We start from the raw sequence: 25,227 nt of genomic DNA, 5'->3' as shown, positions 1-25,227 counted from the left end.
CGGCACTGCGCGCAAAAAAACGGGAGTAGAACAACATGAACAAGTACATTCGGACTTCTCTGGCGGGGCTGTTGACCTCGACCATGATTACCGGTGCCGCGCTTGCCGCAGGCACTCACCCGAAAACCGGCGAAGCGCTGGCGGACGACCAAACATTTATCTACCGTCTCGGAGACGAGCACAGTTCCGTCGATCCACAGGTCGTCGAGGATACTTATGGCGCCGAGATCGTCCGTGACCTGTTCGAAGGCCTGATGAACCAGGACGAGGACGGAAACCTCGTGCCGGGTGTCGCGACCGGCTACACCACCAACGATACCAAAGACGTTTATACCTTTACCCTGCGCGACAACGCCAAGTGGTCGAACGGAGACCCTGTGACCGCAGGCGATTTCGTCTACGCCTGGAAACGCGCCGTGGATCCAGCACTATCGTCGCCATACGCGTGGTTCATGGAACTGATGTCGATCGAAAACGCCGCTGAGATTATTGCTGGCAACGCACCCATCGACGATCTGGGCGTCAAGGCCATCGACGATCACACGCTGGAAGTCCGATTGAGCGCACCACTGCCCTATTTCCCGCAGATGACGACGCATTCCACCACGTTCCCCTCCCCGCAGAAAGTTGTCGAAGAATTTGGCGACGCCTGGACGAGACCCGAGAATATCGTCTCGAACGGAGCCTATATCTGGACCGAGCACTTGCCGCAGGAACGCTCGGTACGTGAGCGCAATGAAATGTATTGGGACAACGAAAACACGATCCTCGATAAAGTCGTGACGTTGGTGATCAACGACGAAAACGTTGCCCTGACCCGTTATCTTGCAGGTGAATTGGACCGTACTGAAATTCCGGCCGGTCAGTTTCCCCGCCTCCGCGAAGAACACCCGGATCAAGCAATCAGCTTCCCGCGCCTTTGTAACTACTATTACACGTTCAACCTGACAGAAGACGGTCCCGAGGCGTTCAAGGATCCCAATGTCCGTCAAGCACTGTCATTGGCCGTAGACCGTGAAATCATCACCGAAAAAGTCATGGCTGGCGGTCAACCGCAGGCCTTCACCTTCGCGCCCGAAGCGACCGCCGGTTTCACTGTGCCAGAGGTTGAGATGGCATCAATGACTCAGGCCGAGCGGGATGAGTTGGCGAAAGAGTTGCTGGCTGAGGCTGGCTATGGCCCGGACAATCCGCTGAGTTTTGAAATGGTCTACAACACCAACGAAGACCACAAGAAAGTTGCGGTCGCGCTGAGCCAGATGTGGAAACAAAAGCTGGGCGCCAATGTCGAACTGGCCAACATGGAATGGAAAGTGTTCCTGGAAGAGCGCGGCAACCAGAACTTTGATCTGGCCCGTGGTGCCTGGTGTGGCGACTATAACGAGGCGTCCACATTCCTGGACCTTCTGCAATCGCAGTCTGGCTACAACGACGGCAAATATGCCAACGCTCGCGTAGACGAACTGCTGGCCGAAGCGAAAACCTCGGATGACCCGGCCCCTCTGTACACCGAGGTGGAACGGATCATCGCGCAAGAGACCCCCGTTATACCGATTTATCACTATGCTGGCGTCTACATGATGGACACCGATGTCGGAAACTGGCCGATCAACAACGTCGAGCAGAACTGGTACTCGAAGAACCTCTACAAGCTCGCCGATTAATCGTCTTTGAACCACGCCCTGTCCCGGGGTCACCCCGGGGCAGGGCCAATAAACACGGGGGCATGAAATGCTTGCCTATAGTCTACGGCGACTTCTAATCGCCATTCCGACGATCCTGTTGCTGATCGTCGCCTGTTTCTTTCTGATGCACTTCGCGCCCGGCGGGCCTTTCACGTCTGAACGCCCTCTGCCGCCAGCCGTTCTGGCCAATATCGAGGCACGCTACGGGCTGGATCAGCCGCTATGGAAGCAGCTGTGGGATTACCTGTACAATATCGTCGTGCATTTTGACTTCGGCCCATCCTTCAAGTTTAAGGACCGGGACGTGAACGACATCATCGCGCAGGGTTTCCCAATCTCGCTGACCTATGGCTCATTGTCCTTCCTGGTTGCGACCTTCATCGGCGTAAGCCTTGGGATTGCCGCCGCAATCAAGCACAATAGCTGGATCGACTATTTCGCCGTCGGCTTGGGGATCGCAGCGCAGGCGCTGCCGAACTTCATCATGGGCCCGATCCTGATCCTGACTTTTACCTTGTGGCTGGGATGGCTGCCGGGTGGCGGCTGGCACGGCGGTCAGTGGCAATATCTGATCATGCCGGTGATTGCACTGGCGACCTCTTACATGGGGTCGATTGCACGGATCACACGCTCTTCGATGCTTGAGGTCTTGAACTCGAATTTCATCCGCACCGCCCGCGCCAAGGGGCTGCCTACCAGAACCGTGATCTGGCGTCATGCGCTGAAACCTACTCTGTTGCCTGTCGTGTCCTATCTGGGTCCGGTCTTTGTCTACGTTCTGACAGGATCGGTCTTTGTCGACTTGTACTTTTCGACTGGTGGTCTGGGTCAGTCTTACGTGAGCTCTGCACTCTCGCGTGACTATGCAGTGCTGTTGGGGGTCACGATCCTCTATGGCGCGCTGACCGTCATCGTGAACCTGCTGACCGACCTGGCTTATGCCTGGTTCGATCCGAAAATCCGCTACTGAGGGGCTGGCAATGCTTGGAAAATCACAAAAAGCCGCCCAGCTGGCCGACGATGTCACCGATTACACCGTCATTCAGGGGCGATCACTTTGGCAGGACGCACGCATGCGGTTTGTCCGCAACAAGGCCGCTATGGCCAGCGTTTTCATTCTGGGCTTGATCGTACTGTTTACGATCATCGGCCCGTATTTTGCCGTATGGAACAACGAGGAAATCGACTGGAACGTCATGGGTGACGTGCGCGGCATGGGAATGCCCTCGATCGAGACAGGACACTATTTCGGTGTCGATGATCTTGGGCGCGATCTCTACAGCCGGGTTATTCAGGCGACAACGACCTCGCTGCTGGTAGGGCTGATTGGGGCGGCGACCGCTTTGTTCGTTGGTACGTTCTATGGCATCGCCGCGGGCTATATCGGCGGCCGCACCGACAGTGTGATGATGCGTTTCGTAGACATTATGTTGGCGATCCCGGCGACTTTGATCATCATCCTGTTGCTGGTTGTGGCGGGGCGATCCTTCATGATGCTGTTCATCGCCCTTGGGGCCGTTGGCTGGCTGACCATGGCCCGGATCGTTCGGGGGCAGACCCTGACCCTGAAAAACCGCGAGTTCATTGAGGCCGCCCGCGCCGCGGGCGTCAGCGAGTTTACCATTATGTACCGCCACATCCTGCCCAATCTTCTGGGTGTGGTGATCGTCTATGCCTCACTTCTGGTGCCAGAGATGATCCTGACGGAAAGCTTCATCTCGTTCCTTGGGCTTGGCATTTCAGAACCCTACACATCACTGGGTCGCCTGATCGCCGAAGGCGCAGGAACCATGGCTTATGGTACCCTTTGGCAGCTGATGTATCCCCTGACATTCTACGTCGCCATTATCATTTCGATGTTCTTCATCGGAGATGGTCTGCGTGACGCTCTGGACCCGAAGGATCGCTGATATGAGCCTGTTTTCTGTTAAAGACCTGAGCGTCCAGTTCAACACCCCCGATGGTGTGGTAGAGGCCGTCAAAGGTATCAGTTTTGACATCAATCCGGGCGAGTGCCTTGGCATCGTCGGTGAAAGCGGGTCGGGCAAAAGCCAGACCTTCATGGCCGCGATGGGGTTGTTGCCACCAGCCGGGCGCGCGCATGGCTCGGCAATGCTGAACGGCAAGGAAATCCTGAACCTGCCTATCAACAAGCTGAACAAGGTCCGCGGCTCAGATGTCGGCATGATCTTCCAGGATCCGCTGACTGCTCTGACCCCACATTTGCGGGTTGGACAACAAATGCGTGAAGTTCTGCAAGTTCATGAAGGACTGCAGGGCTCGGCGGCGCGGGCGCGGTGTCTGGAGTGGCTTGAACGTGTCCGCATCCCCGAGGCAAAGCGGCGGTTGAACCAATATCCGCATGAGCTGTCGGGCGGGATGCGCCAGCGGGTTATGATCGCCATGTCGATGCTGTGTAACCCCAAGCTGTTGATTGCGGATGAGCCAACAACAGCGCTGGACGTGACGGTTCAGGCCGACATTCTGGACTTGATGGTGCGCCTGCAAAAGGACGAGGGCACTGCAATAGCTCTGATCACCCATGATATGGGCGTCGTCGCCCGTATGTGCGATCGCATTCAGGTCATGCGGCTGGGTCAGTTTGTCGAGGCCGGAGATACGCGCGAAATATTCCGTGCGCCGCAACACGACTATACCCGTACGCTGCTCGAGGCGATGCCGCGGATCGATGCTGGCGACGCGCCCAAAGCGCTGGAAAATGTCGATGAGCCGCTACTCAAGGTCGATGACGTCAAGGTGCACTTCCCGATCCACGTCTCAGGCGGTTTGTTTGGGCACAAAGTACCGCTGAAGGCCGTAGATGGCGTCAGCTTTGACATCCGCAAGGGGGAAACGCTGGGCGTTGTGGGTGAATCCGGCTGCGGCAAGTCCACCTTGGCGCGGGCAGTACTGCAACTCATCGAACCCAGTGCGGGCAATGTCAGCTGGTTGGGCCACCCTATCGTCGGACTGAAGCGAGCGGAGTTGAACAAGTATCGCAAGGATCTCCAGATTGTATTCCAGGATCCGCTGGCCAGCCTTGATCCGCGGATGACGATTTCAACCTCGATAGCGGAACCCCTAAAAACGTATCGCCCTGACCTCACTGATCGCGAACGCAAGGACATGGTTGCTGAAATGATGGAGCGGGTCGGCCTGAAGGCCAACATGATCAACCGCTATCCGCACGAACTGTCAGGCGGTCAGAATCAGCGGGTTGGAATCGCACGGGCGATGATCAACAAACCTAAACTGATCATCTGCGACGAGGCAGTTTCCGCTTTGGACGTGTCTATTCAGGCTCAGATCGTGGAATTGTTGCGCGAGTTGCAACAGGAATTCGGGCTGTCGATGATCTTCATCAGTCATGACCTTTCAGTGGTGCGCGCGGTCTCGAACCGGATCATGGTTCTTTATCTGGGGCGGATCGTCGAACTGGGTGACGGAGAGGTTATCTGTTCCGATCCGGTCCACCCATACACCAAGTCCCTAATCTCGGCCGTTCCAATCCCGGATCCGGATGTTGAACGCAGCCGTCAGCGTCTGAAACTGCCCGGTGAACTGCCCTCGCCAATGGATCCGAAAGCTGCATTACGGTTTCTTCCCAGCCGGTTGGCCGCAGGTGAAACCGATTATATTCCACAGCTCAGTGAAGTGAGGCCTGATCATTTCGTGGCCGAACATGATCCATTGGAAACCATCATGAATGGCGTCTGAGCCACCGCCCCGAAGTCGTTAAACCAACTTCGGGGCTGGTTGCCGCCGTCAACCAATCAAGACCGGGCATGTCGACCGGGACAGCAAGAAATTGGGGCGCATTTCCACAGATACAGTGCAGAAATCCGCGGGATTCCAGTACGTGGATCCTGATCATTTTGACTTATGCCACCTCGAGTGGCACCATCTGCGGAATTCGCGACATACTGATCCGTTGGCGTTGAATAATCAGGTCGCAAGCCCTATGAGGTTTGGTTAGCAAACACTCTGTTAAACATTGTTTTAGTAGATTGAGAGGTTATATGACACGCAAGGTTACAAAGGCGATCTTCCCAGTAGCAGGACTTGGTACGCGGTTCCTTCCAGCAACAAAGTCAGTCCCGAAAGAGATTATGACTTTGGTTGACCGCCCACTGGTGCAATATGCCATCGACGAGGCGCGCGCCGCCGGTATCAAAGAGTTTATTTTTGTAACGTCACGCGGCAAGTCCGCTTTGGAAGACTACTTCGACCACAACCTCGTTCTTGAGCAGGAATTGAAAGCCAAGGGCAAGGACAAGTTGCTGGAAACGCTGAACGCGACCAATATGGAAAGTGGCGCCATTGCCTACATCCGCCAACACAAAGCGTTGGGATTGGGTCACGCGGTCTGGTGTGCACGCCGACTGATAGGTGATGAACCTTTTGCCGTCATGCTACCGGACGACGTGATCGCCGCCGACAAACCGTGTCTGCAGCAGATGATCGAAGCCTATGAGGAAACTGGCGGCAACATGGTTGCAGCCATGGAAGTTCCTAAAGACAAAACCAGCGCTTATGGCATCCTGGACGTGGGTGAGAACATTGGTTCGGTTGTACGCACACGCGGTATGGTCGAAAAACCGAAAACGGAAGATGCACCTTCGAATCTGGCTGTCATCGGGCGCTACATTCTTGGCCCATCCGTCCTGTATAACCTGAACCAGATGAAAAAAGGCAGCGGTGGTGAAATCCAACTAACCGACGCCATTGCTGAGGACATCGGAAACGGTGTGCCGGTCTTTGGCTACAAGTTTGATGGTCGGCGCTTTGACTGCGGGTCCAAAGCTGGCTTCCTGCAGGCCACGGTTGCCTTTGCTCTGGCCCGAGATGACCTGCGTGAAGACCTGAACCGGTACCTGCACGACATCGTCGCCACGGGGCAGGCTGCGCAGTAACGGGCTGCATTCAATTCAGTTTTCCGTATTTTGGCCGGGGCGTTCAACGGCCCGGCTTTTTTGTGCCCTCAGACGGGTGCTGTCAGATGAATTCGAACGGATGTGTCGCAAACTTTTGAAGCGGCCAGAGCCATCGATTTACTGGGCACACTTTTCCTGCGATCTCGGCAAATAGCCCAAAGCCGGATGTCGTAGTGCTGGCCAATTGCTGCTTTCGGATCATGTTGGCGACCTCAATGCCGTCCAAAGTAGCCGAGGCGGATCTGAACGACTTGAACCCGCACATGTGCCGCATGCGACGCTTGATGAACCGATGATCCTGTTCGATCATGTTATTCAAATACTTGGACCTGACAGTTTGGATTTTGGCTGGGCATCAAAATCGAACAAGGGTTATGTCCACTTCTCGAATGCCCGCCGCGTTAGCACCGCTTTTGTCGATGACGATCTTGCTCGGGATTCCATTTGACGACAGCGCTTTGGCAAAGAACCTGGCTGCTGCTGGTCGGTTCCTCCGCTCGGGCAGCATGAAATCAAGGGTATTTCCGGTTTTGTCTACGGCCCGAAAGAGGTACATCCATTTGCCGCGAACACGAATATATGCCTCGTCCATGCGCCAGGAATTCAGCGTTGGGCGTTTCTTCAATTGCGCTCGCGCAGCAACCATCGGTGAATACTTCACAACCCACCAGTTGAGAGTTGCGTGGTCCACCTGTACGCTGCGTTCGGCCATAATATCTTCCAAATCCCGATACGACACCGTCTACCGCAAATAGAAATAAACAGCGTACAAAACTGCATCCTTGGGAAAATGGCAGCCTTTCAATGAAATCATGCTGAAACCTGTCAAAGAACTATACTCTGAGAACAATCGACGGAACCTGCGGACTCGTCAATCCAGACAAAAAGTTGCGACACATCCGGTTCCGAGTGCCTCAATTATTGTGTTGGTGGTGTTTTCCAGAGTAAACACTCCCTTAGCCGGGCATGTCAGACGCAATACCAGCTTCACTGGTCGCTCGCCGACAACTTTCCGTAGCGTCCAAACGCATCGAACCCATCTGTTTTTTGACAGTTCATCCAGCCTGAAAAGTTCAGGCACATCATAACACAAATGGGACTTGGCACGCCCGGTTCATGGATATAAAGGGACGCATCCCGGTCGCAGCCTACCCGGGTAACAAAACAAGGGTTCAAAATATGAAAACGATTGTAATCTGCTCAGGCGGGCTGGATTCGGTGTCGCTGGCGCATATCGTGGCGCGCGATCACCAGTTGTCCGGGCTGATTTCCTTTGATTACGGCCAACGCCACCGGAAAGAGCTGGACTACGCCGCGCTTTGCGCGCAACGGCTGGGTGTACCACACGACATAATCGACCTGCGCTCTGTCGGGGCGGTTCTGACCGGGTCGGCGCTGACCGATGATGTGGACGTGCCCGACGGGCATTATGCCGAAGACAGTATGCGCGTAACCGTGGTGCCCAACCGCAACGCGATCATGCTTACCGTGGCCTTTGGTGCGGCAGCCGCGCGTGGGGCAGATACGGTGGCGACGGCAGTGCATGGCGGGGATCACTTTATCTATCCAGATTGCCGCCCATCGTTCACGCAAGCCTTTGAGGCCATGCAAAAACACGCGCTGGACGGTTATGCCGATGTGTCGCTGTTCACGCCGTTTGTCCATCGCAGCAAGGCCGATATCGTGACCGAGGGCGCGCGTGCGGACACGCCCTTTGCGCAGACATGGTCCTGCTACAAAGGCGGTGAGCATCACTGCGGCCGTTGCGGTACCTGCGTTGAGCGGCGCGAGGCGTTCCATCTGGCCGGGGTCGAAGACCCGACCTTCTATGAAGACCCCGATTTCTGGGTCGCGGCCACGGCGCAGAAGGAAACCGCCTGATGTACCGGATTACAAAAGAATTCCACTTTTCCGCGTCGCATCAGTTGACCCACCTGCCGGATGATCACCAATGCGCCCGGATGCACGGGCACAACTATATCGTCGAGGTCGAGTTGGCCGCGCCCGAACTGAACGCCGACGGATTCGTGCGGGACTATGGCGAATTGAAGCCGTTCAAGACCTATATCGACGAGACCTTCGACCATCGCCACCTGAACGACGTGATGAGTTTCCTGACCACAGCGGAAAACATGGCGCGTCATTTCTATGACTGGTGCGCCGCGCGCTGGCCGGAAACCGCCGCCGTGCGGGTCAGCGAAACGCCAAAGACCTGGGCCGAGTACCGCCCATGACCCGTCTGCGCATCGCCGAGATATTCGGCCCCACGATCCAGGGCGAAGGCGCGCTGATCGGGGAGCCCACCGTGTTCGTGCGCACCGGCGGCTGTGACTATCGCTGCAGCTGGTGCGACAGCCTGCACGCGGTCGGTACCGCCTATCGCCACGATTGGGCGGCGATGGATACGGATGCGGTTTGGGACCAGGTACGCACCTTGTCGGGCGGGCGGCCTCTGACCGTATCGCTGTCGGGCGGCAACCCGGCCATTCAGGACTTTGCCCCTCTGATTGCGCGAGGTCGGGCCGAGGGGTATCGGTTCGCCTGCGAAACTCAGGGCTCGATTGCAAAGCCGTGGTTCGGTGATCTGGATACGATGGTTCTCAGCCCAAAGCCGCCCTCAAGCGGTGAAACCGTGGATTGGAACGCCTTCGCGGCCTGTATCGAGGCCGCACAAAATGGTCCGAAGGTGGTAATGAAAATCGTGATCTTTGATGAGGCTGACTATGATTGGGCGCGCGCCGTGGCGGACCGCTATCCGGCGCTGCCGCTTTATCTGCAACCGGGCAACGCTGAGGTCGACCCCGACCTGCCCGTTGATCCTCAAACCCTGTCGGACCGGTTGCTGTGGCTGGTGGAAAAGGTGACCGCCGATGGCTGGTTCACGCCACGAGTTCTGCCGCAACTGCACGTCCTGCTATGGGGCAACAAACGCGGGGTCTGACCCCGAAAGGAGCACATGATGGAAACCATTTACAGCGACCTGACCCAACTGGGCGGGAAAACCGAACTGCCCGCATCACCCGAGCAGGCCGAACTGGAGCGGGTGCAGAATCCGCAGGCCGATATCGACTATTGCGTACGCTTCACCGCGCCCGAGTTCACCTCGCTTTGCCCGATGACTGGGCAGCCGGACTTCGCCCATCTGGTGATCGATTATGTGCCGGGCGACTGGCTGGTGGAATCGAAATCCCTGAAACTGTTTTTGGGGTCTTTCCGTAACCACGGGGCGTTTCATGAGGATTGCACCGTGTCCATCGCGCGCCGTCTGGTCGAGTACCTGTCGCCCCGCTGGCTGCGGATCGGCGGCTATTGGTATCCGCGTGGCGGCATACCGATAGACGTCTTCTGGCAGACCGGAGCCACACCTGACCACGTCTGGATTCCCGATCAAGGCGTGCCCCCATTTCGTGGGCGAGGTTAGGCTGTCACGTCAAACCAAGACCGATACTCGATACGTTTCAAGGCTCATCCGGCGGGTCTTTGTCCCGGTCGCAAGGATTGTCGGTTGCGCGCGAGGACTGAAGCTGCAAGCTGGCCTGACCCCTCTTTGGGGTTAGGAGCCATTGGTTTCGGGCACCGCAGACACACGCCTTAGGGTGGGATCACTTCAATCGGCCATAGTTTCAAACGCAGGTTGGTGTCGTAAGATACTATTCCATCCGCATTTTTCACTATTCCAATCGCCTCAAAAACCGCATCTGCTGCGCTATTCGAGATCGCTTGGCTAATGCCTGAGACATGCAAAACACGCGTGGATCGCAGTGAGTCTACCGGCAGATCGTCCGGACTGATTTTGCTGCTGGCGGAACCTGCTCGAAAATAGTTGAATTCGTGCCCGTTTTCGCCATGAGTTACGATGTAGACACCGGTTTGAGAATGCGTCTGGGAATTCAAGGATTACCGTAAAAGCAAGCCATCAGCTGGCCCATATTCTCTGTCGATGGACAGGCAAGAAACATCTCCTTTTTGCTCATCTACCTGTTCTTCTTTGGAAAGCTTTGGGGCGTTAGGCAAAATCGCCCCTTGTCCCGCAAAATCCAACATTCTGATCCTTCAAAAACCGCGGCGGTTAGCGGATTGCCATATCCTGCTCCGGTATCGATGTTCACGCGGTTGCCATGATGTTCAGGTGAAGTGACATGGGTATGGCCGTGGACGACCAGCCATGGGTGATGCATCTGGTGGATCAGGAACTCTTCCCGAATCCAGATCAAGTCATCATGGTCTTGCTGTTGCAAAGGAACGCCGGGGCGTATGCCTGCGTGAACAAACAGCAGGCCATCCTTTAGATAGTAGGGCAGCAGCCGCGCCAGAAAATCGACATGGGCCTGCGGAACAGCGGCTTTGGCTTCACCGTGAACCTGATAGGTTCGATCCCCGTCTCTCACTTCAACACCATAGGATTTCAGCGTTTCGATCCCTCCTATCCGAGGGTGGAGCCAATGATACCCCACCAACAGGCGCGCGTCGTTTCGTGGGTAATCCTCAAGAAACATTGCGCACATCTGGTCGTGGTTACCGCGCAGAAATGTCCAGTTTTTGCCTTCGGACTGCCCTTTCACCAAAAAGTCCAGAACCTCGCGGCTGTGGGGACCGCGATCAGTATAGTCACCGATAAAGACGATTTTGGCATCGGGTCCGCCGTCTTTTTCGATACGCGCCAGCGCGTCCTCCAACATGTGCAACTGACCGTGGATGTCGCCGATGGCGTAGATGGGTTCTGGCATGTTACGGGCGCTCTTACTCAGACCAGTCGATGCGGAACTCTTCTCGAAAAGCAAAGCGCACCAGATGGGCTTCGATCACGTCTTTCCAGCGCACCAAATCCCCGCGCGGACCAGTTGCAGCGGTAAGGCTCAGGCAGTCACCGTTCGCTTCGAGAGTCACACTGTCGCCATCCGCGAAAGCCACGCTGCCCTGCGTTTCGTCAAAGAAAACCTCGGCCCTGTGCGACCAGTGTTTGCACAGCTGCTGCAGGTATTTGCTGGCCGCAGCGGTTTGAGCAACGCCCGAGGCGGTCTGGTCCGGCAACAGGTTCAGCCCAGCTTTGGCGGCGTTGCGCATTGCTGTTGCAAACAGGGTCACGTCGATATTGGTGGCAACGAATGTGGCCCCCAGATCCAGGCACTTGCGCTGCATCGCCGGATCAAGGGTCAGGATACCTGCCGCTTTGCCCACCGCCACGATCCGGGTCAGCGCGTCCAGCACGGCCTCAACCACATCGGGGTGACCGGCATTGCCGATATGGCCCATATCGGCGGCCAGATCGGACGGGCCGATGAACACCCCATCCACATCGGTGGCCAGAATATCATCCAGCGCCGTCAGACCCTTTTGGTTTTCCACCTGCACTAGCAGACAAATCTGTTCATCCGCCGTTTTCAGGTAATCCGGGATCGCCGCAAACCGCGAAGCCCGTGCCAGTGCCGAGCCCACGCCCCGCACGCCATGTGGTGGGTATTGCACTGCGCGTACCAGTTCACGCGCCTGATCGCCGCTTTCGACCATGGGCACCAGAAGGTTCTGCACGCCCGCGTCCAGATACTGCTTGATCACCCATGTCTCGCCAATCGGCAGGCGTGCAACTGGAGTGCTGCCCGAACCTTCGATCACCTGCACCTGCTCAAGGATCGACCGCAGATCGTTCGGCGCATGTTCACCGTCAACCAGCAGCCAATCGAATTGCGCGGTTGCTGCAATCTCGGCCGTATAGGCGTTGGCCATCCCGATCCAGCAGCCGATCTGCGGCTGCCCGGCCTTGAGAGCGGCTTTGAACGTATTCTTCGGCGCAGGCATGTGCGGCGTTCCTTTCAGGCGAAATTGATATCGACCGAGCCAAACGGCCCGAATTCGGCATGGATTTCAGTACCGGAGGGGCATTCGACCGGCCGAATAAAGCTGCCGGACAGGATGATCTGACCGGGTTCGATGCTTTGGCCGTATTGCGCCATGCGGCGGGCCAGCCAGACAACGCTTTCGACCGGATCGTTAAGTACGCCCGCGCCCAGACCGGTTTCCTCGATCTCGCCGTTGCGGAAGGTCAACGCGCCGACCCAGCGGAGATCAAAGGCATCCACGGCGTGGCGTTCCGCGCCCAGCACGATGCCTGCATTGGCCGCGTTGTCGCTGATCGTGTCGAACACCGTGCGGGCCTTGCCAGACGCGGGGTCAACCCGTTGAATACGGGTGTCGAGGATTTCGATCGAAGGTGCGACGTAATCCGTGGCGGCGATAATATCATCGCGGGTGACATTTTCGCCCCCAACTGCGGATTTCATGACAAAGGCGATCTCGGCCTCAATCCGCGGCTGGATATAACGGCCCGCCGGGACCATTCCACCATGTTCAAAGGCCATGTCGTCGAACAGGATGCCGCTGTCAGGGATGTCGATGTTCAGCGCGTATTGCATTGCTTTTGAGGTCAGGCCGATCTTCCAGCCGATCACCTTGCGCCCTTCGGCCAATTTCTGGCGATAGATGGCGTTTTGAACCTCATAAGCGTCGTCCATACCCATCTCGGGATGGCGCAGGCTCAGCAAGCCGATCTGCTCGCGCGTACGCTCTGCCTGCAGCAGATCTGCGGCGGCGCGTGTGTGATCCTCGGGCGTCATACCTATTCGTCCTCAACCGTGTTGCGCAGCGTGCCGATACCTTCGACCGAGACCTCGACCACGTCACCCGGTGTCAGATATTTCGGAGGATCAAACCGTGCCCCTGCCCCGGTGGGCGTGCCGGTGACGATGATGTCGCCCGGCTGCAGGGTCATGAAAGTCGAGATATACTCGATCTCACGCCGGATCGGGAACATCATGCGGTTCAGGGTATCGTCCTGACGCAGCTCGCCGTTCACATGGGTCTGGATGCGGGCGTCATCAAGTTGCGCGGCATCGGTGAAGGGCACCAGCCAGGGTCCGATGGCACCAGTATTGTCCCAGTTCTTGCCTTGGGTAACGTTGAACTTGGCATGGCGCACCCAGTCGCGGATCGTGCCTTCGTTGCAAAGGGTCAGGGCCGCGACGTGGTCATAGGCATCTTCTTGCGAAATCCGGCGGCCAGTCTTGCCAATGACAATGGCAACCTCACCTTCGTAGTCCAGCGTGTGGTTTTCCGGCGGACGGATCAGCGGACGGTCATGGCCGGTAAACCCGCTGGCAAAGCGCGGGAACAGTGACATGTATTTCGGTTGCGCGCTGCCATCCTTGTATTCCGCATTGCGATCCGGAAAGTTCACCCCGACACACAGGATGCGGCGGACGTCGGGCATCACCATCTCATAGGTAAAATCGGTATGGGTCACTGGCCTGCCTTCAGCGGCGGCTGCCAGTTGATCAAACGCCCCAGTTGCGATCACCTCATAGAGGGTGCCTTGATCAGGAAAGGCATCATTCAGAGCAATCGCGCCGCTATCCGTGATGGCGCCAAAAAAGGTCTCGCCGTTGGCAGAGTAAGTCGCAAAGCGCATCAGGCCTCCTCGGCGGGTTCGATGCCGCCCATGCAGATGTATTTGAGTTCCATGAAGTCATCGAGCCCATAGCGGGAGCCTTCGCGGCCCAGACCCGACATCTTGACGCCACCAAACGGGGCTTCGGCGGTCGAAATCAGGCCAGTGTTGACCCCGACCATGCCGTATTCCAGATCCTCGGACACACGCCAGACACGGGCCATGTCGCGGGAGTAGAAATACGAGGCGAGGCCGAACTCGGTGTCGTTGGCGGCAGCTACGACTTCGCGTTCGGTATCGAACTTGAACAGGGGCGCGACAGGGCCAAAGGTCTCTTCGGATGCTACTGCCATGTCCGAGGTCACACCAGTCAGGACGGTGGGCTCGAAGAAGGTGCCACCCAGCGCGTGGGGATTTCCCCCAAGCGCCACATTGGCGCCTTTCGAGGTCGCGTCCTCGACATGTTCGGCCACTTTGTCCACGGCGGCCTGATCGATCAGCGGGCCAAAGATGATGCCCTCGTCGAACCCGTTGCCGGTCGGCAGAGTCGCCACTTTGGCCGCCAGCTTTTCCGCGAAGGCATCATAAACCCCGGCCTGCACATAGATGCGGTTTGCACAAACGCAGGTCTGGCCGTTGTTGCGGAACTTGGCGATTACGGCGCCTTCGACGGCGGCATCCAGATCGGCATCGTCGAACACGATGAACGGCGCGTTACCGCCCAGCTCCAGCCCCAGTTTCTTGATCGTCGGGGCGCATTGCGCATAGAGCATCGCGCCGATCTCGGTTGATCCGGTAAAGGTCAGCTTTTGCACGATCGGGCTCGACGTCATCTCACCGCCAATGGCGCGCGCCGAACCGGTGATGACCGAGAACAGACCAGCAGGCAGCCCCGCGCGTTCGGCCAATACAGCCAGAGCGATGGCCGAGAACGGTGTCTGCGACGCGGGTTTCAACACCATCGAACAACCCGCAGCAAAGGCCGGACCAGCCTTACGGGTGATCATGGCGTTGGGAAAGTTCCAAGGAGTAATCGCGGCCACGACACCAATGGGCTGCTTGACGGTGATGATCCGCTTATCCGGCGCATGGCCGGGCGTGACATCTCCGTAAGCACGACGGGCCTCTTCGGCGAACCACTCGATGAAGCTGGCACCGTAAGCGATCTCGCCTTTCGCTTCGGCCAATGGCTTACCCTGTTCGGCAGTCAGGATGGCACCCAGATCATCCTGGTTCTCCATCATCAGATCGTACCAGTGCCGCAGGGTCTGGCTGCGATCTTTCGCGGTACGCTTGGCCCAGTCTTTCTGGGCACGCTGCGCATCGGCAATTGCCTCGGCCGTTTCCGCGGCACCCAGGTTGGGCACCCGACCGATCACCTCACCCGTCGCCGGGTTGGTCACATCAATCGCGTTCGCAACCTCGGATGCATCCACCCATCTGGACCCGACCCGCGCCTTTTCGGCAAGCAGGCTGGGATCGTTAAGACGCAGTTCTGTCATTCGATTTTCCCTGTGGTTCCGGTCTTAGACCGAGAAGCTGATATTGGCCTGACCCGTTCCGGAGCTTCCAAAATACGGGGTGTAGATGTCGATCTTGCCCGTGTAGCTGCCCCATCCAAGGGCGCCGAACAGCAAGGCGGTATCGTTCATGGCGCATTCGCCCGCGCATTTTTTGGCGTAGTCGGGCAGAAGTTCCAGAAATTCCTCGAACCGGCCCTGCTCCCACAGATCCAGCACACGCATATCCATCTGGCGGTTGAACTCGCCATTCACCGAATTCAGACCATCGACCGACCGTTCATTGGGCGTGAAGTCATGGCTCAGCGACCCCGAGGCCAGAATCGAAACGTTCCGGTCCGAGCGTCGGATACCTTCGGCAATGGCCTCACCCCAAACCCGATTTTCAGCGATCGACGAGAACTGGTTGACCGCCACGGGCAAAACCCGCGCGTTCACACCGTCATTGATAAAGTGCATCGGCAGCAAGGTACCGTATTCCATCCCCATATCGGGATGCGAATGCCCCAAAGCCCGCTCGCCACGCTCGCGTAGAACGTCAAGGATGGTCTCCCCAAGTTCGTGATCGCCGCGATAGTCGAACTCCATATCCGCCAGCATGTGCGGCAGTTCGTGGCTGATGAAACGACCCTTGTGGTGTTCTTTCGTGTTCAAGTGAAAGCCCTGATTGGTGATCCAGTGGGTGTCGAAGATGACGAAGGTATCGACCTTGCGATCGATCGCATCCTGACGCAGGCGCGCATAGCCATCGATGGCAGGTTGGCGGATGCCTTTGTATTTCGGCATTGTGTGGGACATCCAGATACTTGGCACATGCGTAATCTTCGCGGCCTGTACAATCTTTCCCATGATCGTCTCCTCTCCAATATGCGTTGCGCGCCTGTCAACCCGTTCAAGTCACCGGGAAGATCACGTTGGTCTGTCCAGTGCCGGAGGACGGGAAATATTCGGTTACAACCTCACATTTCGCGTCATACGAGTCCCATCCCAGCGCACCGTAAAGCATGGCGGTGTCGTGCATCGAGCCTTCGCCGCAGCAGAAATTGGCATATTCGTCCAGCATTTTTAGGAACGTGGCGTGATCTCCGACTTGCCACATGTCCAGAACATGCAAATCCACCTGGCGGTTGAACTCGGAACTGATGGTGAATGTACCATTATTTGCGGCATAGTCCTTATTCGGCCAGATCTTGTGGCTCAACGATCCGGATGCAACAAGCAGAACCTTGCTGTCGCTGGCCTCGACCGCCTCGCGGATGGCTTCGCCGACAAGGCGGCTTTCGTCGTGGCTGTGTACGGTACACCATGCCGCAATCGAGACGACCTTGAAATCCGCCTCGCGGCTCATGAAACGCATCGGAACAAGAGTTCCGTATTCCAGCTCAAGGCTGTCCACCTGATGGCTGAGCGTGTGCACGCCCTTTTTTGTGGCGATGTCGGCAATGGCATCCCCCAACGCCGGGTCACCGTCATAGGCGTAAGGCAGGTCCTTGATGAATTGCGGGAATTCGTTCGAGGTGAAAAGGCCCTCGAAATGCTTGTTCGCGTTGATATGGAAACCCGCATTTACGACCCAGTGCGTGTCGCAGATCACCACCGTATCGGCACCCAGTTCCTTGGCGCGCCGAGCAATTTCCCGATGCCCATCAATCGCGGTTTGACGCGCACCCTTGACCGGGCCTTCCTGTTCCGACATCAGCATGGTCGGCACATGGGTCATTTTGGCGGCGAGAACGATTTCTCCCATTTTCTCCTCCTGAAGGTTGAGATGCGCGCGTTTCCAGGTTCTGTCAGGGCTGACCGTTACAGCTTGCCCAACTGCATGATCTTGTGCTGACCAGTGGCAAAGCCGATGTGCTTTTGTTCCATGTAGAACTCGAACGACCAGTCGCCGCCGTCGCGACCGATGCCCGAGGCCTTGACCCCACCGAAAGGCGTGGGCAGGTGACGCACGTTTTCCGAGTTCACCCAGATCATCCCGGCCTCAAGCTTATCGGTAAAGCGCAGCGCGCGCGTCAGGTCGTTGGTCCAGACATAGCCGGTCAGACCATAAGGCGTGTCATTGGCCATTTGCAGCGCCTCTTCCTCAGTCGAGAATGGGATAGAGGTCAAGACCGGGCCAAAGATTTCCTCACGCGCGATACGCATCTGGTTGGTGGCGTCGGTGAACAGGGTTGGACGGATGAAGTAGCCCTCATCGCCCAGCTTCACACCACCGGCCGCGACGGTCGCGCCGTCCTCTTTGGCGATGTCGAAATAGCTGGTGACCTTGTTGTAATGCTCTTCCGTGACCAGCGGGCCGATTTCGGTTGCCGGGTCCAGCGGGTGACCAACCTTGATGCTGTTGACGCGTTCGATCAACTTGGCTTCGAATTCTTCCTTGATGCTGTCCTGAACCAACAGGCGGGAAGACGAGGTGCAACGCTCGCCGTTGATCGAATAGATCATGAAGATAACAGCATCCAGTGCGCGATCCAGATCTGCGTCGTCGAACACGATGACCGGGTTCTTGCCACCCAGTTCCAAATGCATCCGCTTCAGCGTATCCGCACCCTGCTTGGTGATGATGCTACCGGTGCGGCTTTCGCCGACAAACGCGATGGCCTTGATCAGAGGATGCTCGGTTAGCGCCTTGCCCGCATCCGGGCCAAAGCCGTTTACGGTGTTCAGCACGCCCTTGGGCAGACCGGCCTCTTCGGCGATTTCCACCAACAGGCGGGCTGACAGTGGCGAATCCTCGGCAGGTTTGTGAACCACGGTGCAGCCTGCGGCCAGAGCGGGCGCGATTTTCCAGGTCGACAGCATGAAGGGCGTGTTCCACGGGGTGATCACGCCAACCGGGCCGATCGGCACGCGAGTGGTGACATTCATTAGGGTCGGCGATTTCAGATGCTGCCCGTCGCGCGCCTGCACCACCTGGTCCGCGAAATAGCGGAAGTTCTCAGCACCGCGCAGCGCCGCCTTGGACATAAAGCGCAGGGTTTGGCCTGTGTCCCAGCATTCGCACAGCGCGATTTCCTCGGCGCGCGCTTCGATGGCGTCCGCGACGTTCAGCAGAATGCGGCGGCGTTCGGTGGCGGGTATGTCGCGCCATTCGGCAAAGGCCGCATGGGCCGCTTTGGCCGCGGTGTCGATATCCTCGGCGGTGCCATGGGCAACATCGCAGATCACCGACTTGTCGACCGGAGAGGTGGATTGAAACACGCCGGCAGCCCCGGCAACGTCCTCACCTGCGATGCGGTTCTTGATGCCTGTTTCTTTGAACCGCGCCAAAAAGCCCGCCAGTTTTTCGATGTTTGTGTCCAGTGCGCTCATGGTTCAGGTCTCCTGCGTGGTCGCGCCAAGGTGATCGCGGATCGTACCGGTCTTGGGCGAAAGCTTGGGGTCGATGTCGCGCATCTCAAACGAGAGCGCGATGGATTGGTGCGAGAAGGCGGGGGCCAGATACACTCTGACCGCTTTGAAAATGCGCTGGGTGGCATCCTGTTTGACGTCGTCCGGCCGGCCTGCGCGCAGACGGATCGAGATATCGATGAAGCCATGCGCCGAATTACCGTCCGCGATGGCGTAGTGATCGACACGTGTGGCGCGGACACGAATGCCTGGCATCGGAAAGGTTTCGATCCCGGCAGCCGTTGCCCGGATGCATTCGCACAGGCCAGCCATGTCGATCTTGTCCTCCAGATTTCCGGAATATTCGACGTGAAAGTGTGGCATGTATCCTCCCCTTATTGCTTAACATGTTTAGTATTTAACAGTGACGTTGTCAAGAACTTGCCTTGTTAATCTTTGCAATTTCCAAATTGCCGATTTAGAAGGCCGCATGACCACGCAAAGCCACACCAAAAGTACCGCCCGATCCCTTCCGATTGCGCTGTTGCGCGCACGGGAAACCGTCATGGCGCCGATCCGGGATATGCTGCATGACATTCAACTCACCGAACAAAAGTGGCGCATCCTGAGGGTTCTGGACGAGCTCGGCGAGGTTGAACAAACCGCAATCGCCCACGAGGCCTGCCTGCTGCTGCCCAGCCTCACCCGCATCCTGCGCACTATGGAGGCCGAGGGCCAGATCACCCGCCGACAGGACAAACAAGATAAGCGCCGGACCATGGTTCGGATCACCGATGCCGGCCGCGCGGTACTGGAGGACAACCTTGCCACGTCGCTGGCGATCTCAAACAATATCGAGTCGCAGATGGGCCGCGAGAAACTGAACCAACTGCTGGACCTGCTGGAAGAGCTGCAGGCGGTCAAAGTCTGACCCCGCCCGGGGTGGGCAAGGTCAGGTGAGTGGTGATCAAAGAGTCCCCAGACCGGTATCCAGCGCCGACAGAATCTTGGCCACATCCTCGGATGTGATGATCAGCGGTGGCGACAGGATGATGTTGTTGCCGGACACACGCACCATCACACCGTCCTCATAAGCTGCTTTCTGAACCTGCAGCGGCAGGTGTTTCGCAATAGGCGCCTTGGTCGCGCGGTCCGAGACCAGTTCCAGCGCACACATCAGCCCCTCGCCGCCTCGCACATCTCCGATCACGTCGTATTTCTCGGCCAGTTTCTGCAGCCCGGCAAACAGTTCATCCCCGCGCGCGGCGGCGTTTTCCCAAACGCGCAGGCGCTTGATTTCGGAAAGAGCAGCAAGGGCCGCTGCGGCGCCAACCGGGTGGCCGGAATAGGTATAGCCCTGATCAACCGACGCCTTGCCGGTTGTGTCACTTTCGAACAACTCGGCGACCGCACCCGAGATCATCGCCGCCCCAAACGGGAAGTAACCATTAGTGATCGCCTTGGCCGTGGTCATGATGTCGGGCTGCACCCCCCAATGCCGCGCGCCGCTTTCGCTGCCGGTGCGACCAAAGGCGGTGATGATCTCGTCCGAGATCAGCAAAATACCGTTCTTGGAGCAGACTTCACGCACCATTGGCATGAAACTCTTGTGCGGCGGGATCACGCCCCCTGCCCCAAGGACCGGCTCCATGACGAAGGCCGCAACGGTGTTGGCCCCCTGAAACGCAATCTCGGCCTCAAGCGCTTTGACGCAAAGCTGCGCCAGACGTTCGGGATCGGTCTCGTCAAACGGGTTACGATAGGCCCATGGGGCAGGCACATGATAGCAACCGGGCATCATCGGCTCATAAGCCGCGCGGAATTTTTGATTGCCGTTGACCGAGGCGGCGGCGAAATGGGTGCCGTGATAGCCCTGTTTCAGGCTGATGAACTTGGTACGCCCGGCCTCGCCCCGCACTTTGTGATATTGCCGCGCCAGTTTCAGTGCGATTTCAACCGAATCTGAACCACCCGAGGTAAAGAAGGCACGGGTCAGGCCGTCAGGTTCGAAAAACTGCGCCAACTCATAGGACAGCTCGATTACCTTGTCGTTGCTGGTGCCGCGGAACGTCGAATAATAGGGCAGCGCGTTCAACTGATCGGCAATGGCCTGTTTAACCGGTTCGCAGGAATAACCCAGATTGACGTTCCAAAGCCCCCCGACCGCATCCAGCGCCTTGTGACCATCGACATCGATAATGCTGACACCTTCACCTCCGTTCAGAATTGTCGGCGGATTCTTCTGACTGTCGGCGGGATGCGCCATCGGGTGCCAGAAGTAACGCGCGTTGTTTTCTTTGAGAAAGTTCGAGTCTTTCATGTCTCGGGTCTCCGGGGTTAGTGTCCACCCGCTCACGGATGGAATTCGGTTGGAAAAGTGTCGGGGAGCTGACCGCCGAAGCTTGCGGTCAGATCAGTCGAGAGGGCGTGTAGGGTGGTCAGGATTTCCGGCAGTCTTTCGCCGCTGGCGCGGCCTTCGGGAACGGCAATCGCTATGGTACCCAGCGCTACCTGATCAATGCCGAATATGGGCGCCGCATAGCCATAGACGCCATTTTCATAGCTTCCATTGCTGTTGGCCCAACCGGCTTGGCTGATTGTCGAGACCCGATCCTTGATCTGCGCCGGGTCGGTCAGCGTGGTGTCCGTGTATCGCGCTTGTTCTTCCTGCTCGAGACGATCCAGCAGGAAGGACGGACCAAAGCTGAGCATACACAGGCCCGAAGCCGTCGCATTGATTGGAAGGATCTCACTAGGATCAAGACTGACACGCACGCTGTGGCGGTTCGTTTCGACCACCAGCGCGGTTTGCAACGAATCCTTTTCAAGAAGCGACAGATGCAGGCTTTCGCCGACATCCTGCATCGCAACCTGCATTCTCTGGCGGGCACTTTCGATGCCGGGACGGGCGATCTGACGCAGCGCGGCCAGGCGCAGCGCGGCAGGTCCGACCGCATAAGATTTGGTCATGGGGTTCTGTTCGATCAGCCCGTATTCCTCGAGCGCCCGCAGGTGGCGTAGCGCGGTGGCTTTGTTCAACCCGGACAGCCGCGCAAACTGACTCAGCCCGATCTCTGGCCGAGCGTTTGAAAAGTAATTGAGCATTTTCAGGGCGTTCAGGGCTGTACCCATGTGATTCACATCCTCCCGTTAAGGTAATACTTGACAGAACAAGGTTAACAAAGCAACATTATTCTTGTTAACGCGGATCAAATAATGAACCACTTACGGGAGGTGTCAATGAAGAAAGTCCTAACAGCCGCAGCGTTTGTTGCTTCTGCAACGGCCGCACTCGCCGAATATCCAGAGAAGCCGGTCTCTTTTGTCGTTCCGTGGCCTCCGGGTGATCTGGAAGACGTCCTGACGCGGATCATCGCAGACGAGTTCCAAGCGATGTATGGCGTTCCGGCCGCAGTCGTGAACAAGCCCGGCGGCGGCGGCGGCCCGTTCCCCGGCGCTGTCGAAGTGGCAACCGCTCCGGCCGATGGCTATACCATCGGGTCCTTTGTGACGGACGTTCCCATCGGCGGCCCCCAGATCGGCATCCCTGAACTGTCCCCCAACCCGTTCGAGCCGATCGGTATCTTCATGACCTATCCCTTCGTGATCGCGTCAGACAAAGACGCTCCGTTCACGAACTGGGAGGAACTGGTCGCCCATGGCAAGGAAAACGACGTGGCGCTGGGTCATTTCGGGTCGTTCCTGCCGCCCACCCAGGTGACCTTTGCCGCCGCGATCAGCTCGGGCTTTGATTTTGCAAGCGAGGCTGCATTCGACGCGCTGGACTGCAATACGCTGGCCTCCGGTGATGTCGACGTGATCAACACCACGCTGCAGCTGATCCTGCCCTGTCTGGACGACGTCAACGTTCTGGCCAGCATTGGCAACGAGCGTATTAGCCTGACGCCAGACACGCCGACCGTTAGCGAACTGCATCCCGATCTGAACGTGGCGCTGTGGAATGGTCTGTTCGTCCACAAGGACACTCCGGCAGAGGTTCGCGAAAAAATCTCGGCGGCGGCGCAAAAGGCCTTGCAGACCGAGAAAGCTCAGAACCTGATCGGCGAGACTGGCGTTCTGATCTACTGGCTGGATGCGGACGCATCAAACGCCCAGATTGCGAGCGACAGCGAAACGATCGGAGCCATCCAAGCCCTCGTAGGCGAATAAGCACATTACTGAGTCGCGCGGGCGTTTCCCGCGCGGCTTTTTCATTGGTCAGGGAGGGGACTATGATAGCCAAAACACTTCAGGACATGTTCAAACGATACCGCCGACCCGGCGACGTTGTTTTTGCTTTGGCCTTTCTGGTTTTTGCCGTTTTCCTTCTAAGCCAACTGGGCGAACAGACCAAGGTCGTCAAACGGACCAAGTGGTTTGCACAGCCCGGCTTCTGGCCGATGGTCTCGCTTTGGGCAATGGCCATCTTTGCCTTTCTGCACTGGCTCAGCTCGGCCATGTCAGACCGTATTCCGGGTCGCTGGCCCGAAGTGGCGTTCTGGTTTCGGTCCCTTGAATACGTCGCCTATTTTCTGGTTTATGTCGCGGTTGTCCCGTTTTTGGGATACCTGCCGTCGACCGTTCTGTTCGCGGTTTTTCTTGCGGTCCGCACCGGGTTCCGAAGCGTCAGAGCCATTGGCCTTGCCGCGGCGTTCGGTGTCGCAGTGACGGTGATCTTCCGGGCCTTTCTGCAAGTCAAAATCCCCGCCGGCGCTGCCTATGAGTACCTGCCGGAATCCGTGCGCGCCTTTGCGCTGACTTATCTCTGAGGGTCACTATGGAAACGCTTCTGTCCGGTCTTTCTATCCTGACGCAATGGCAGGTGATCGTCGCCCTTCTGATCGGCTCGATCGGTGGGGTCATCATCGGCGCGCTACCTGGTGTCGGCGCGGCGGTAGCTATCGCCATCCTTTTGCCCGCAACATTTGCCTTTGAACCCATTGTCGGCCTGACGCTGTTGCTGGGCATCTATGGCTCCTCCATGTATGGCGGCGCCATCCCCGCCATTCTGATCAATACGCCGGGCACGGCTGTCAACGCGTTGACCACTTATGACGGCTATCCCATGACCAAACGCGGTCAGGGGCATCGCGCACTGTCGCTGGCCTATTCCGCGTCGTTCTTCGGCGGTGTCTTTGCCATAATCTGCCTGATGATCCTGTCGCCGGTTCTCGCGCTGATCGCCCCACATTTCGGCAGTCGAGAGATTTTCCTGGCCGCCCTGTTGGGCATCATTCTTGTGATCCTCGCCCACCGTGGACAGATTTTTGCCGCCGGTATGCTAGCCGCCTTCGGGATATTCCTGAACACCGTCGGGCTTGAGCCTGTCAAATACACCCGCCGCTTTACCTTTGACCAAAGCTGGCTGGCCTCGGGCGTCGACCTGATCGTGGTCGTTCTGGGCCTGTTTGCCATCAGTCAGGCGCTGCTTTTGCTGCTGGAAAAGAACCACGCCCCGGGCGAGGCGCATGTCAGCGGCAACATCTTTACTGGGCTCAAGGAGCTACTGGGCATCAAACGGGTCGCCACCGTGTCCTCGAGCATCGGCGTTTTCATGGGCATGGTGCCGGGTACGGGCGAGTTTACTTCGCAGTTCCTGTCCTACACCTATGCGCAGAAGACCTCGAAAGACCCCGACAAGTTCGGGGATGGCTCGCCCGAGGGACTGGTCGCATCCGAGGCCGCTAACAACGCCGTTCCGGGTGCCGCCATGATCCCGCTGCTGGCGCTGGGTATTCCGGGCGAGGCGCTGACCGCGATGATGCTATCGGTGTTCTACGTGCACAACGTCATCCCCGGCCCGCAGCTGTTCGAAAACCAGATGGATTTTGTGATGGCGCTCTATATGGCGCTGATCCTGCTGAACGTCATCGTTCTGGTCTTCCTGCTGTTCTCGACCAACCTGTTGCTCAAGATCATCCAGATCCCGACCCGGTTTCTAGGCATCATGATCCTGATCCTGGCCTTTGTCGGCGTCTATAGCTTGCGCAACTCTATCACCGACTGCGCCATTGCCGCCGGGTTTGGCGTGTTTGGCTTGATCCTAAAACGGCTGGACCTGCCGATTGTACCGATCATCCTGGGCATGGTTCTGGGCGGCATCATGGAGGTCAAACTGCGCAGCGCCATGGCACGGGTCAAATCCCCGCTGGATTTCGTCGATCGCCCGATTGCAGCGATCCTGACGGCGCTGATCGTGCTGATCCTACTGCTGCATTTGCGCACCCTGTACTTCGAATTCCGCAACAAGCTGCGGCCCGAGCCAACCGCGCAACCGGTCGATTCCGATCACCCCAATCAGCAAGGGTAACACT

25 protein-coding genes and 1 pseudogene are annotated in these 25,227 nt (G+C 57.7%); 13 read left to right on the top strand and 13 right to left on the bottom strand.

The annotated features are described in order from the left end of the window. The first annotated feature begins 35 nt into the window (after positions 1 to 35). The 5 genes from GOW98_RS06585 to galU all read left to right on the top strand — a co-directional run bounded on the left by GOW98_RS06585 (position 36) and on the right by galU (position 6,598). A complete protein-coding gene (locus GOW98_RS06585) occupies positions 36 to 1,664 on the top strand; it encodes a peptide ABC transporter substrate-binding protein (RefSeq protein ID WP_170330276.1) in 1,629 nt (542 codons plus the stop codon). A gap of 67 nt (positions 1,665 to 1,731) precedes the next feature. Beyond that, positions 1,732 to 2,655 (top strand): oligopeptide ABC transporter permease OppB, encoded by a 924-nt coding sequence (gene oppB, locus GOW98_RS06580; protein ID WP_170330275.1) that lies wholly within the window; start codon positions 1,732 to 1,734, stop codon positions 2,653 to 2,655. 10 nt (positions 2,656 to 2,665) lie between these two features. Beyond that, the gene (locus GOW98_RS06575) at positions 2,666 to 3,595 is read left to right on the top strand and encodes an ABC transporter permease subunit (protein WP_170330274.1); all 930 of its coding nucleotides are present in this window, start codon (positions 2,666 to 2,668) and stop codon (positions 3,593 to 3,595) included. A 1-nt stretch (position 3,596) separates the two neighbouring features. Further along, the gene (locus GOW98_RS06570; protein WP_170330273.1) at positions 3,597 to 5,402 is read left to right on the top strand and encodes an ABC transporter ATP-binding protein; all 1,806 of its coding nucleotides are present in this window, start codon (positions 3,597 to 3,599) and stop codon (positions 5,400 to 5,402) included. A 302-nt stretch (positions 5,403 to 5,704) separates the two neighbouring features. Next, entirely contained in the window at positions 5,705 to 6,598 is an 894-nt protein-coding gene (gene galU / locus GOW98_RS06565) for a UTP--glucose-1-phosphate uridylyltransferase GalU (RefSeq protein ID WP_170330272.1), read from the top strand. A 154-nt stretch (positions 6,599 to 6,752) separates the two neighbouring features. On the opposite strand, the pseudogene GOW98_RS06560 reads toward galU, so the two are convergent. Continuing rightward, positions 6,753 to 7,433, bottom strand: a pseudogene (locus tag GOW98_RS06560) (IS6 family transposase); the annotation flags it as partial. A gap of 365 nt (positions 7,434 to 7,798) precedes the next feature. Here GOW98_RS06560 and queC point away from each other — a divergent pair. The 4 genes from queC to queF are packed head-to-tail and all read left to right on the top strand — an operon-like array spanning position 7,799 to position 10,040. Then, a complete protein-coding gene (gene queC / locus GOW98_RS06555) occupies positions 7,799 to 8,500 on the top strand; it encodes a 7-cyano-7-deazaguanine synthase QueC (RefSeq protein WP_170330271.1) in 702 nt (233 codons plus the stop codon). Next, entirely contained in the window at positions 8,500 to 8,853 is a 354-nt protein-coding gene (gene queD, locus GOW98_RS06550) for a 6-carboxytetrahydropterin synthase QueD (RefSeq protein WP_170330270.1), read from the top strand. Before queC ends, queD begins: the two co-directional genes overlap by 1 nt. Continuing rightward, entirely contained in the window at positions 8,850 to 9,560 is a 711-nt protein-coding gene (queE, locus tag GOW98_RS06545; RefSeq protein ID WP_170330269.1) for a 7-carboxy-7-deazaguanine synthase QueE, read from the top strand. The genes queD and queE overlap by 4 nt, the downstream gene beginning before the upstream one ends. A gap of 15 nt (positions 9,561 to 9,575) precedes the next feature. Further along, positions 9,576 to 10,040 (top strand): preQ(1) synthase, encoded by a 465-nt coding sequence (gene queF / locus GOW98_RS06540; RefSeq protein ID WP_170330268.1) that lies wholly within the window; start codon positions 9,576 to 9,578, stop codon positions 10,038 to 10,040. A 170-nt stretch (positions 10,041 to 10,210) separates the two neighbouring features. Here queF and GOW98_RS06535 read toward each other — a convergent pair whose 3' ends face one another. The 10 genes from GOW98_RS06535 to GOW98_RS06490 form a co-directional block, all read right to left on the bottom strand. Then, positions 10,211 to 10,513 carry a hypothetical protein gene (locus GOW98_RS06535; protein WP_170330267.1) on the bottom strand — a complete coding sequence of 101 codons (303 nt, stop codon included), beginning with the start codon at positions 10,511 to 10,513 and terminating at the stop codon, positions 10,211 to 10,213. A gap of 80 nt (positions 10,514 to 10,593) precedes the next feature. Beyond that, entirely contained in the window at positions 10,594 to 11,346 is a 753-nt protein-coding gene (locus GOW98_RS06530) for a metallophosphoesterase family protein (protein WP_170330266.1), read from the bottom strand. A 13-nt stretch (positions 11,347 to 11,359) separates the two neighbouring features. Next, positions 11,360 to 12,415, bottom strand: a complete 1,056-nt coding sequence (locus tag GOW98_RS06525; RefSeq protein ID WP_170330265.1) for an aldolase/citrate lyase family protein — start codon at positions 12,413 to 12,415, stop codon at positions 11,360 to 11,362. Positions 12,416 to 12,429: 14 nt separating this feature from the next. Beyond that, entirely contained in the window at positions 12,430 to 13,230 is an 801-nt protein-coding gene (gene hpaH / locus GOW98_RS06520; RefSeq protein WP_170330264.1) for a 2-oxo-hept-4-ene-1,7-dioate hydratase, read from the bottom strand. A gap of 2 nt (positions 13,231 to 13,232) precedes the next feature. After that, on the bottom strand, positions 13,233 to 14,081 hold the full coding sequence (locus GOW98_RS06515; protein ID WP_170330263.1) for a fumarylacetoacetate hydrolase family protein: 849 nt from the start codon (positions 14,079 to 14,081) through the stop codon (positions 13,233 to 13,235). Then, a complete protein-coding gene (locus tag GOW98_RS06510; RefSeq protein ID WP_217359428.1) occupies positions 14,081 to 15,562 on the bottom strand; it encodes an NAD-dependent succinate-semialdehyde dehydrogenase in 1,482 nt (493 codons plus the stop codon). The genes GOW98_RS06515 and GOW98_RS06510 overlap by 1 nt, the downstream gene beginning before the upstream one ends. Before the next feature lie 24 nt (positions 15,563 to 15,586). After that, the gene (hpaD, locus tag GOW98_RS06505; RefSeq protein WP_170330262.1) at positions 15,587 to 16,429 is read right to left on the bottom strand and encodes a 3,4-dihydroxyphenylacetate 2,3-dioxygenase; all 843 of its coding nucleotides are present in this window, start codon (positions 16,427 to 16,429) and stop codon (positions 15,587 to 15,589) included. A 43-nt stretch (positions 16,430 to 16,472) separates the two neighbouring features. Next, on the bottom strand, positions 16,473 to 17,327 hold the full coding sequence (gene hpaD / locus GOW98_RS06500) for a 3,4-dihydroxyphenylacetate 2,3-dioxygenase (protein WP_170330261.1): 855 nt from the start codon (positions 17,325 to 17,327) through the stop codon (positions 16,473 to 16,475). Between the two features lie 56 nt (positions 17,328 to 17,383). Further along, entirely contained in the window at positions 17,384 to 18,895 is a 1,512-nt protein-coding gene (hpaE, locus tag GOW98_RS06495; RefSeq protein ID WP_170330260.1) for a 5-carboxymethyl-2-hydroxymuconate semialdehyde dehydrogenase, read from the bottom strand. Between the two features lie 3 nt (positions 18,896 to 18,898). Further along, the gene (locus GOW98_RS06490; RefSeq protein WP_170330259.1) at positions 18,899 to 19,297 is read right to left on the bottom strand and encodes a 5-carboxymethyl-2-hydroxymuconate isomerase; all 399 of its coding nucleotides are present in this window, start codon (positions 19,295 to 19,297) and stop codon (positions 18,899 to 18,901) included. A gap of 106 nt (positions 19,298 to 19,403) precedes the next feature. Between GOW98_RS06490 and hpaR the strand changes: the two genes are divergently transcribed. After that, positions 19,404 to 19,844, top strand: a complete 441-nt coding sequence (hpaR, locus tag GOW98_RS06485) for a homoprotocatechuate degradation operon regulator HpaR (protein WP_170330258.1) — start codon at positions 19,404 to 19,406, stop codon at positions 19,842 to 19,844. Between the two features lie 36 nt (positions 19,845 to 19,880). Here hpaR and GOW98_RS06480 read toward each other — a convergent pair whose 3' ends face one another. Beyond that, positions 19,881 to 21,233, bottom strand: coding sequence for an aminotransferase class III-fold pyridoxal phosphate-dependent enzyme (locus GOW98_RS06480; RefSeq protein WP_170330257.1), 1,353 nt, complete (start codon positions 21,231 to 21,233; stop codon positions 19,881 to 19,883). 32 nt (positions 21,234 to 21,265) lie between these two features. Then, on the bottom strand, positions 21,266 to 22,045 hold the full coding sequence (locus GOW98_RS06475) for an IclR family transcriptional regulator (RefSeq protein ID WP_170330256.1): 780 nt from the start codon (positions 22,043 to 22,045) through the stop codon (positions 21,266 to 21,268). Positions 22,046 to 22,153: 108 nt separating this feature from the next. Here GOW98_RS06475 and GOW98_RS06470 point away from each other — a divergent pair, with 108 nt between their 5' ends. The 3 genes from GOW98_RS06470 to GOW98_RS06460 all read left to right on the top strand — a co-directional run bounded on the left by GOW98_RS06470 (position 22,154) and on the right by GOW98_RS06460 (position 25,223). Beyond that, positions 22,154 to 23,083: a tripartite tricarboxylate transporter substrate binding protein gene (locus tag GOW98_RS06470; protein WP_170330255.1), complete on the top strand. Its 930-nt coding sequence runs from the start codon at positions 22,154 to 22,156 to the stop codon at positions 23,081 to 23,083. 62 nt (positions 23,084 to 23,145) lie between these two features. Then, complete coding sequence (locus GOW98_RS06465) at positions 23,146 to 23,682, top strand: tripartite tricarboxylate transporter TctB family protein (protein WP_170330254.1); 537 nt, start codon at positions 23,146 to 23,148, stop codon at positions 23,680 to 23,682. Positions 23,683 to 23,690: 8 nt separating this feature from the next. Beyond that, a complete protein-coding gene (locus GOW98_RS06460; RefSeq protein ID WP_170330253.1) occupies positions 23,691 to 25,223 on the top strand; it encodes a tripartite tricarboxylate transporter permease in 1,533 nt (510 codons plus the stop codon). Positions 25,224 to 25,227 lie beyond the last annotated feature (4 nt).

This window comes from Ruegeria arenilitoris (assembly GCF_013032445.1).
GTDB classification, from domain to species: domain Bacteria; phylum Pseudomonadota; class Alphaproteobacteria; order Rhodobacterales; family Rhodobacteraceae; genus Ruegeria; species Ruegeria arenilitoris_F.
Note: the sequence above shows the minus strand (reverse complement) of the source record. Positions and strands in the feature narration are given on the sequence as shown.

Bases quoted from the DNA above. Each gene is read 5' to 3' on its own strand.
- GOW98_RS06585 (WP_170330276.1), top strand. From the start codon at position 36: ATGAACAAGTACATTCGGACTTCTCTGGCGGGGCTGTTGACCTCGACC.
- oppB (WP_170330275.1), top strand. From the start codon at position 1,732: ATGCTTGCCTATAGTCTACGGCGACTTCTAATCGCCATTCCGACGATC.
- GOW98_RS06575 (WP_170330274.1), top strand. From the start codon at position 2,666: ATGCTTGGAAAATCACAAAAAGCCGCCCAGCTGGCCGACGATGTCACC.
- GOW98_RS06570 (WP_170330273.1), top strand. From the start codon at position 3,597: ATGAGCCTGTTTTCTGTTAAAGACCTGAGCGTCCAGTTCAACACCCCC.
- galU (WP_170330272.1), top strand. From the start codon at position 5,705: ATGACACGCAAGGTTACAAAGGCGATCTTCCCAGTAGCAGGACTTGGT.
- queC (WP_170330271.1), top strand. From the start codon at position 7,799: ATGAAAACGATTGTAATCTGCTCAGGCGGGCTGGATTCGGTGTCGCTG.
- queD (WP_170330270.1), top strand. From the start codon at position 8,500: ATGTACCGGATTACAAAAGAATTCCACTTTTCCGCGTCGCATCAGTTG.
- queE (WP_170330269.1), top strand. From the start codon at position 8,850: ATGACCCGTCTGCGCATCGCCGAGATATTCGGCCCCACGATCCAGGGC.
- queF (WP_170330268.1), top strand. From the start codon at position 9,576: ATGATGGAAACCATTTACAGCGACCTGACCCAACTGGGCGGGAAAACC.
- GOW98_RS06530 (WP_170330266.1), bottom strand. From the start codon at position 11,346: ATGCCAGAACCCATCTACGCCATCGGCGACATCCACGGTCAGTTGCAC.
- GOW98_RS06525 (WP_170330265.1), bottom strand. From the start codon at position 12,415: ATGCCTGCGCCGAAGAATACGTTCAAAGCCGCTCTCAAGGCCGGGCAG.
- hpaH (WP_170330264.1), bottom strand. From the start codon at position 13,230: ATGACGCCCGAGGATCACACACGCGCCGCCGCAGATCTGCTGCAGGCA.
- GOW98_RS06515 (WP_170330263.1), bottom strand. From the start codon at position 14,081: ATGCGCTTTGCGACTTACTCTGCCAACGGCGAGACCTTTTTTGGCGCC.
- GOW98_RS06510 (WP_217359428.1), bottom strand. From the start codon at position 15,562: ATGACAGAACTGCGTCTTAACGATCCCAGCCTGCTTGCCGAAAAGGCG.
- hpaD (WP_170330262.1), bottom strand. From the start codon at position 16,429: ATGGGAAAGATTGTACAGGCCGCGAAGATTACGCATGTGCCAAGTATC.
- hpaD (WP_170330261.1), bottom strand. From the start codon at position 17,327: ATGGGAGAAATCGTTCTCGCCGCCAAAATGACCCATGTGCCGACCATG.
- hpaE (WP_170330260.1), bottom strand. From the start codon at position 18,895: ATGAGCGCACTGGACACAAACATCGAAAAACTGGCGGGCTTTTTGGCG.
- GOW98_RS06490 (WP_170330259.1), bottom strand. From the start codon at position 19,297: ATGCCACACTTTCACGTCGAATATTCCGGAAATCTGGAGGACAAGATC.
- hpaR (WP_170330258.1), top strand. From the start codon at position 19,404: ATGACCACGCAAAGCCACACCAAAAGTACCGCCCGATCCCTTCCGATT.
- GOW98_RS06480 (WP_170330257.1), bottom strand. From the start codon at position 21,233: ATGAAAGACTCGAACTTTCTCAAAGAAAACAACGCGCGTTACTTCTGG.
- GOW98_RS06475 (WP_170330256.1), bottom strand. From the start codon at position 22,045: ATGGGTACAGCCCTGAACGCCCTGAAAATGCTCAATTACTTTTCAAAC.
- GOW98_RS06470 (WP_170330255.1), top strand. From the start codon at position 22,154: ATGAAGAAAGTCCTAACAGCCGCAGCGTTTGTTGCTTCTGCAACGGCC.
- GOW98_RS06465 (WP_170330254.1), top strand. From the start codon at position 23,146: ATGATAGCCAAAACACTTCAGGACATGTTCAAACGATACCGCCGACCC.
- GOW98_RS06460 (WP_170330253.1), top strand. From the start codon at position 23,691: ATGGAAACGCTTCTGTCCGGTCTTTCTATCCTGACGCAATGGCAGGTG.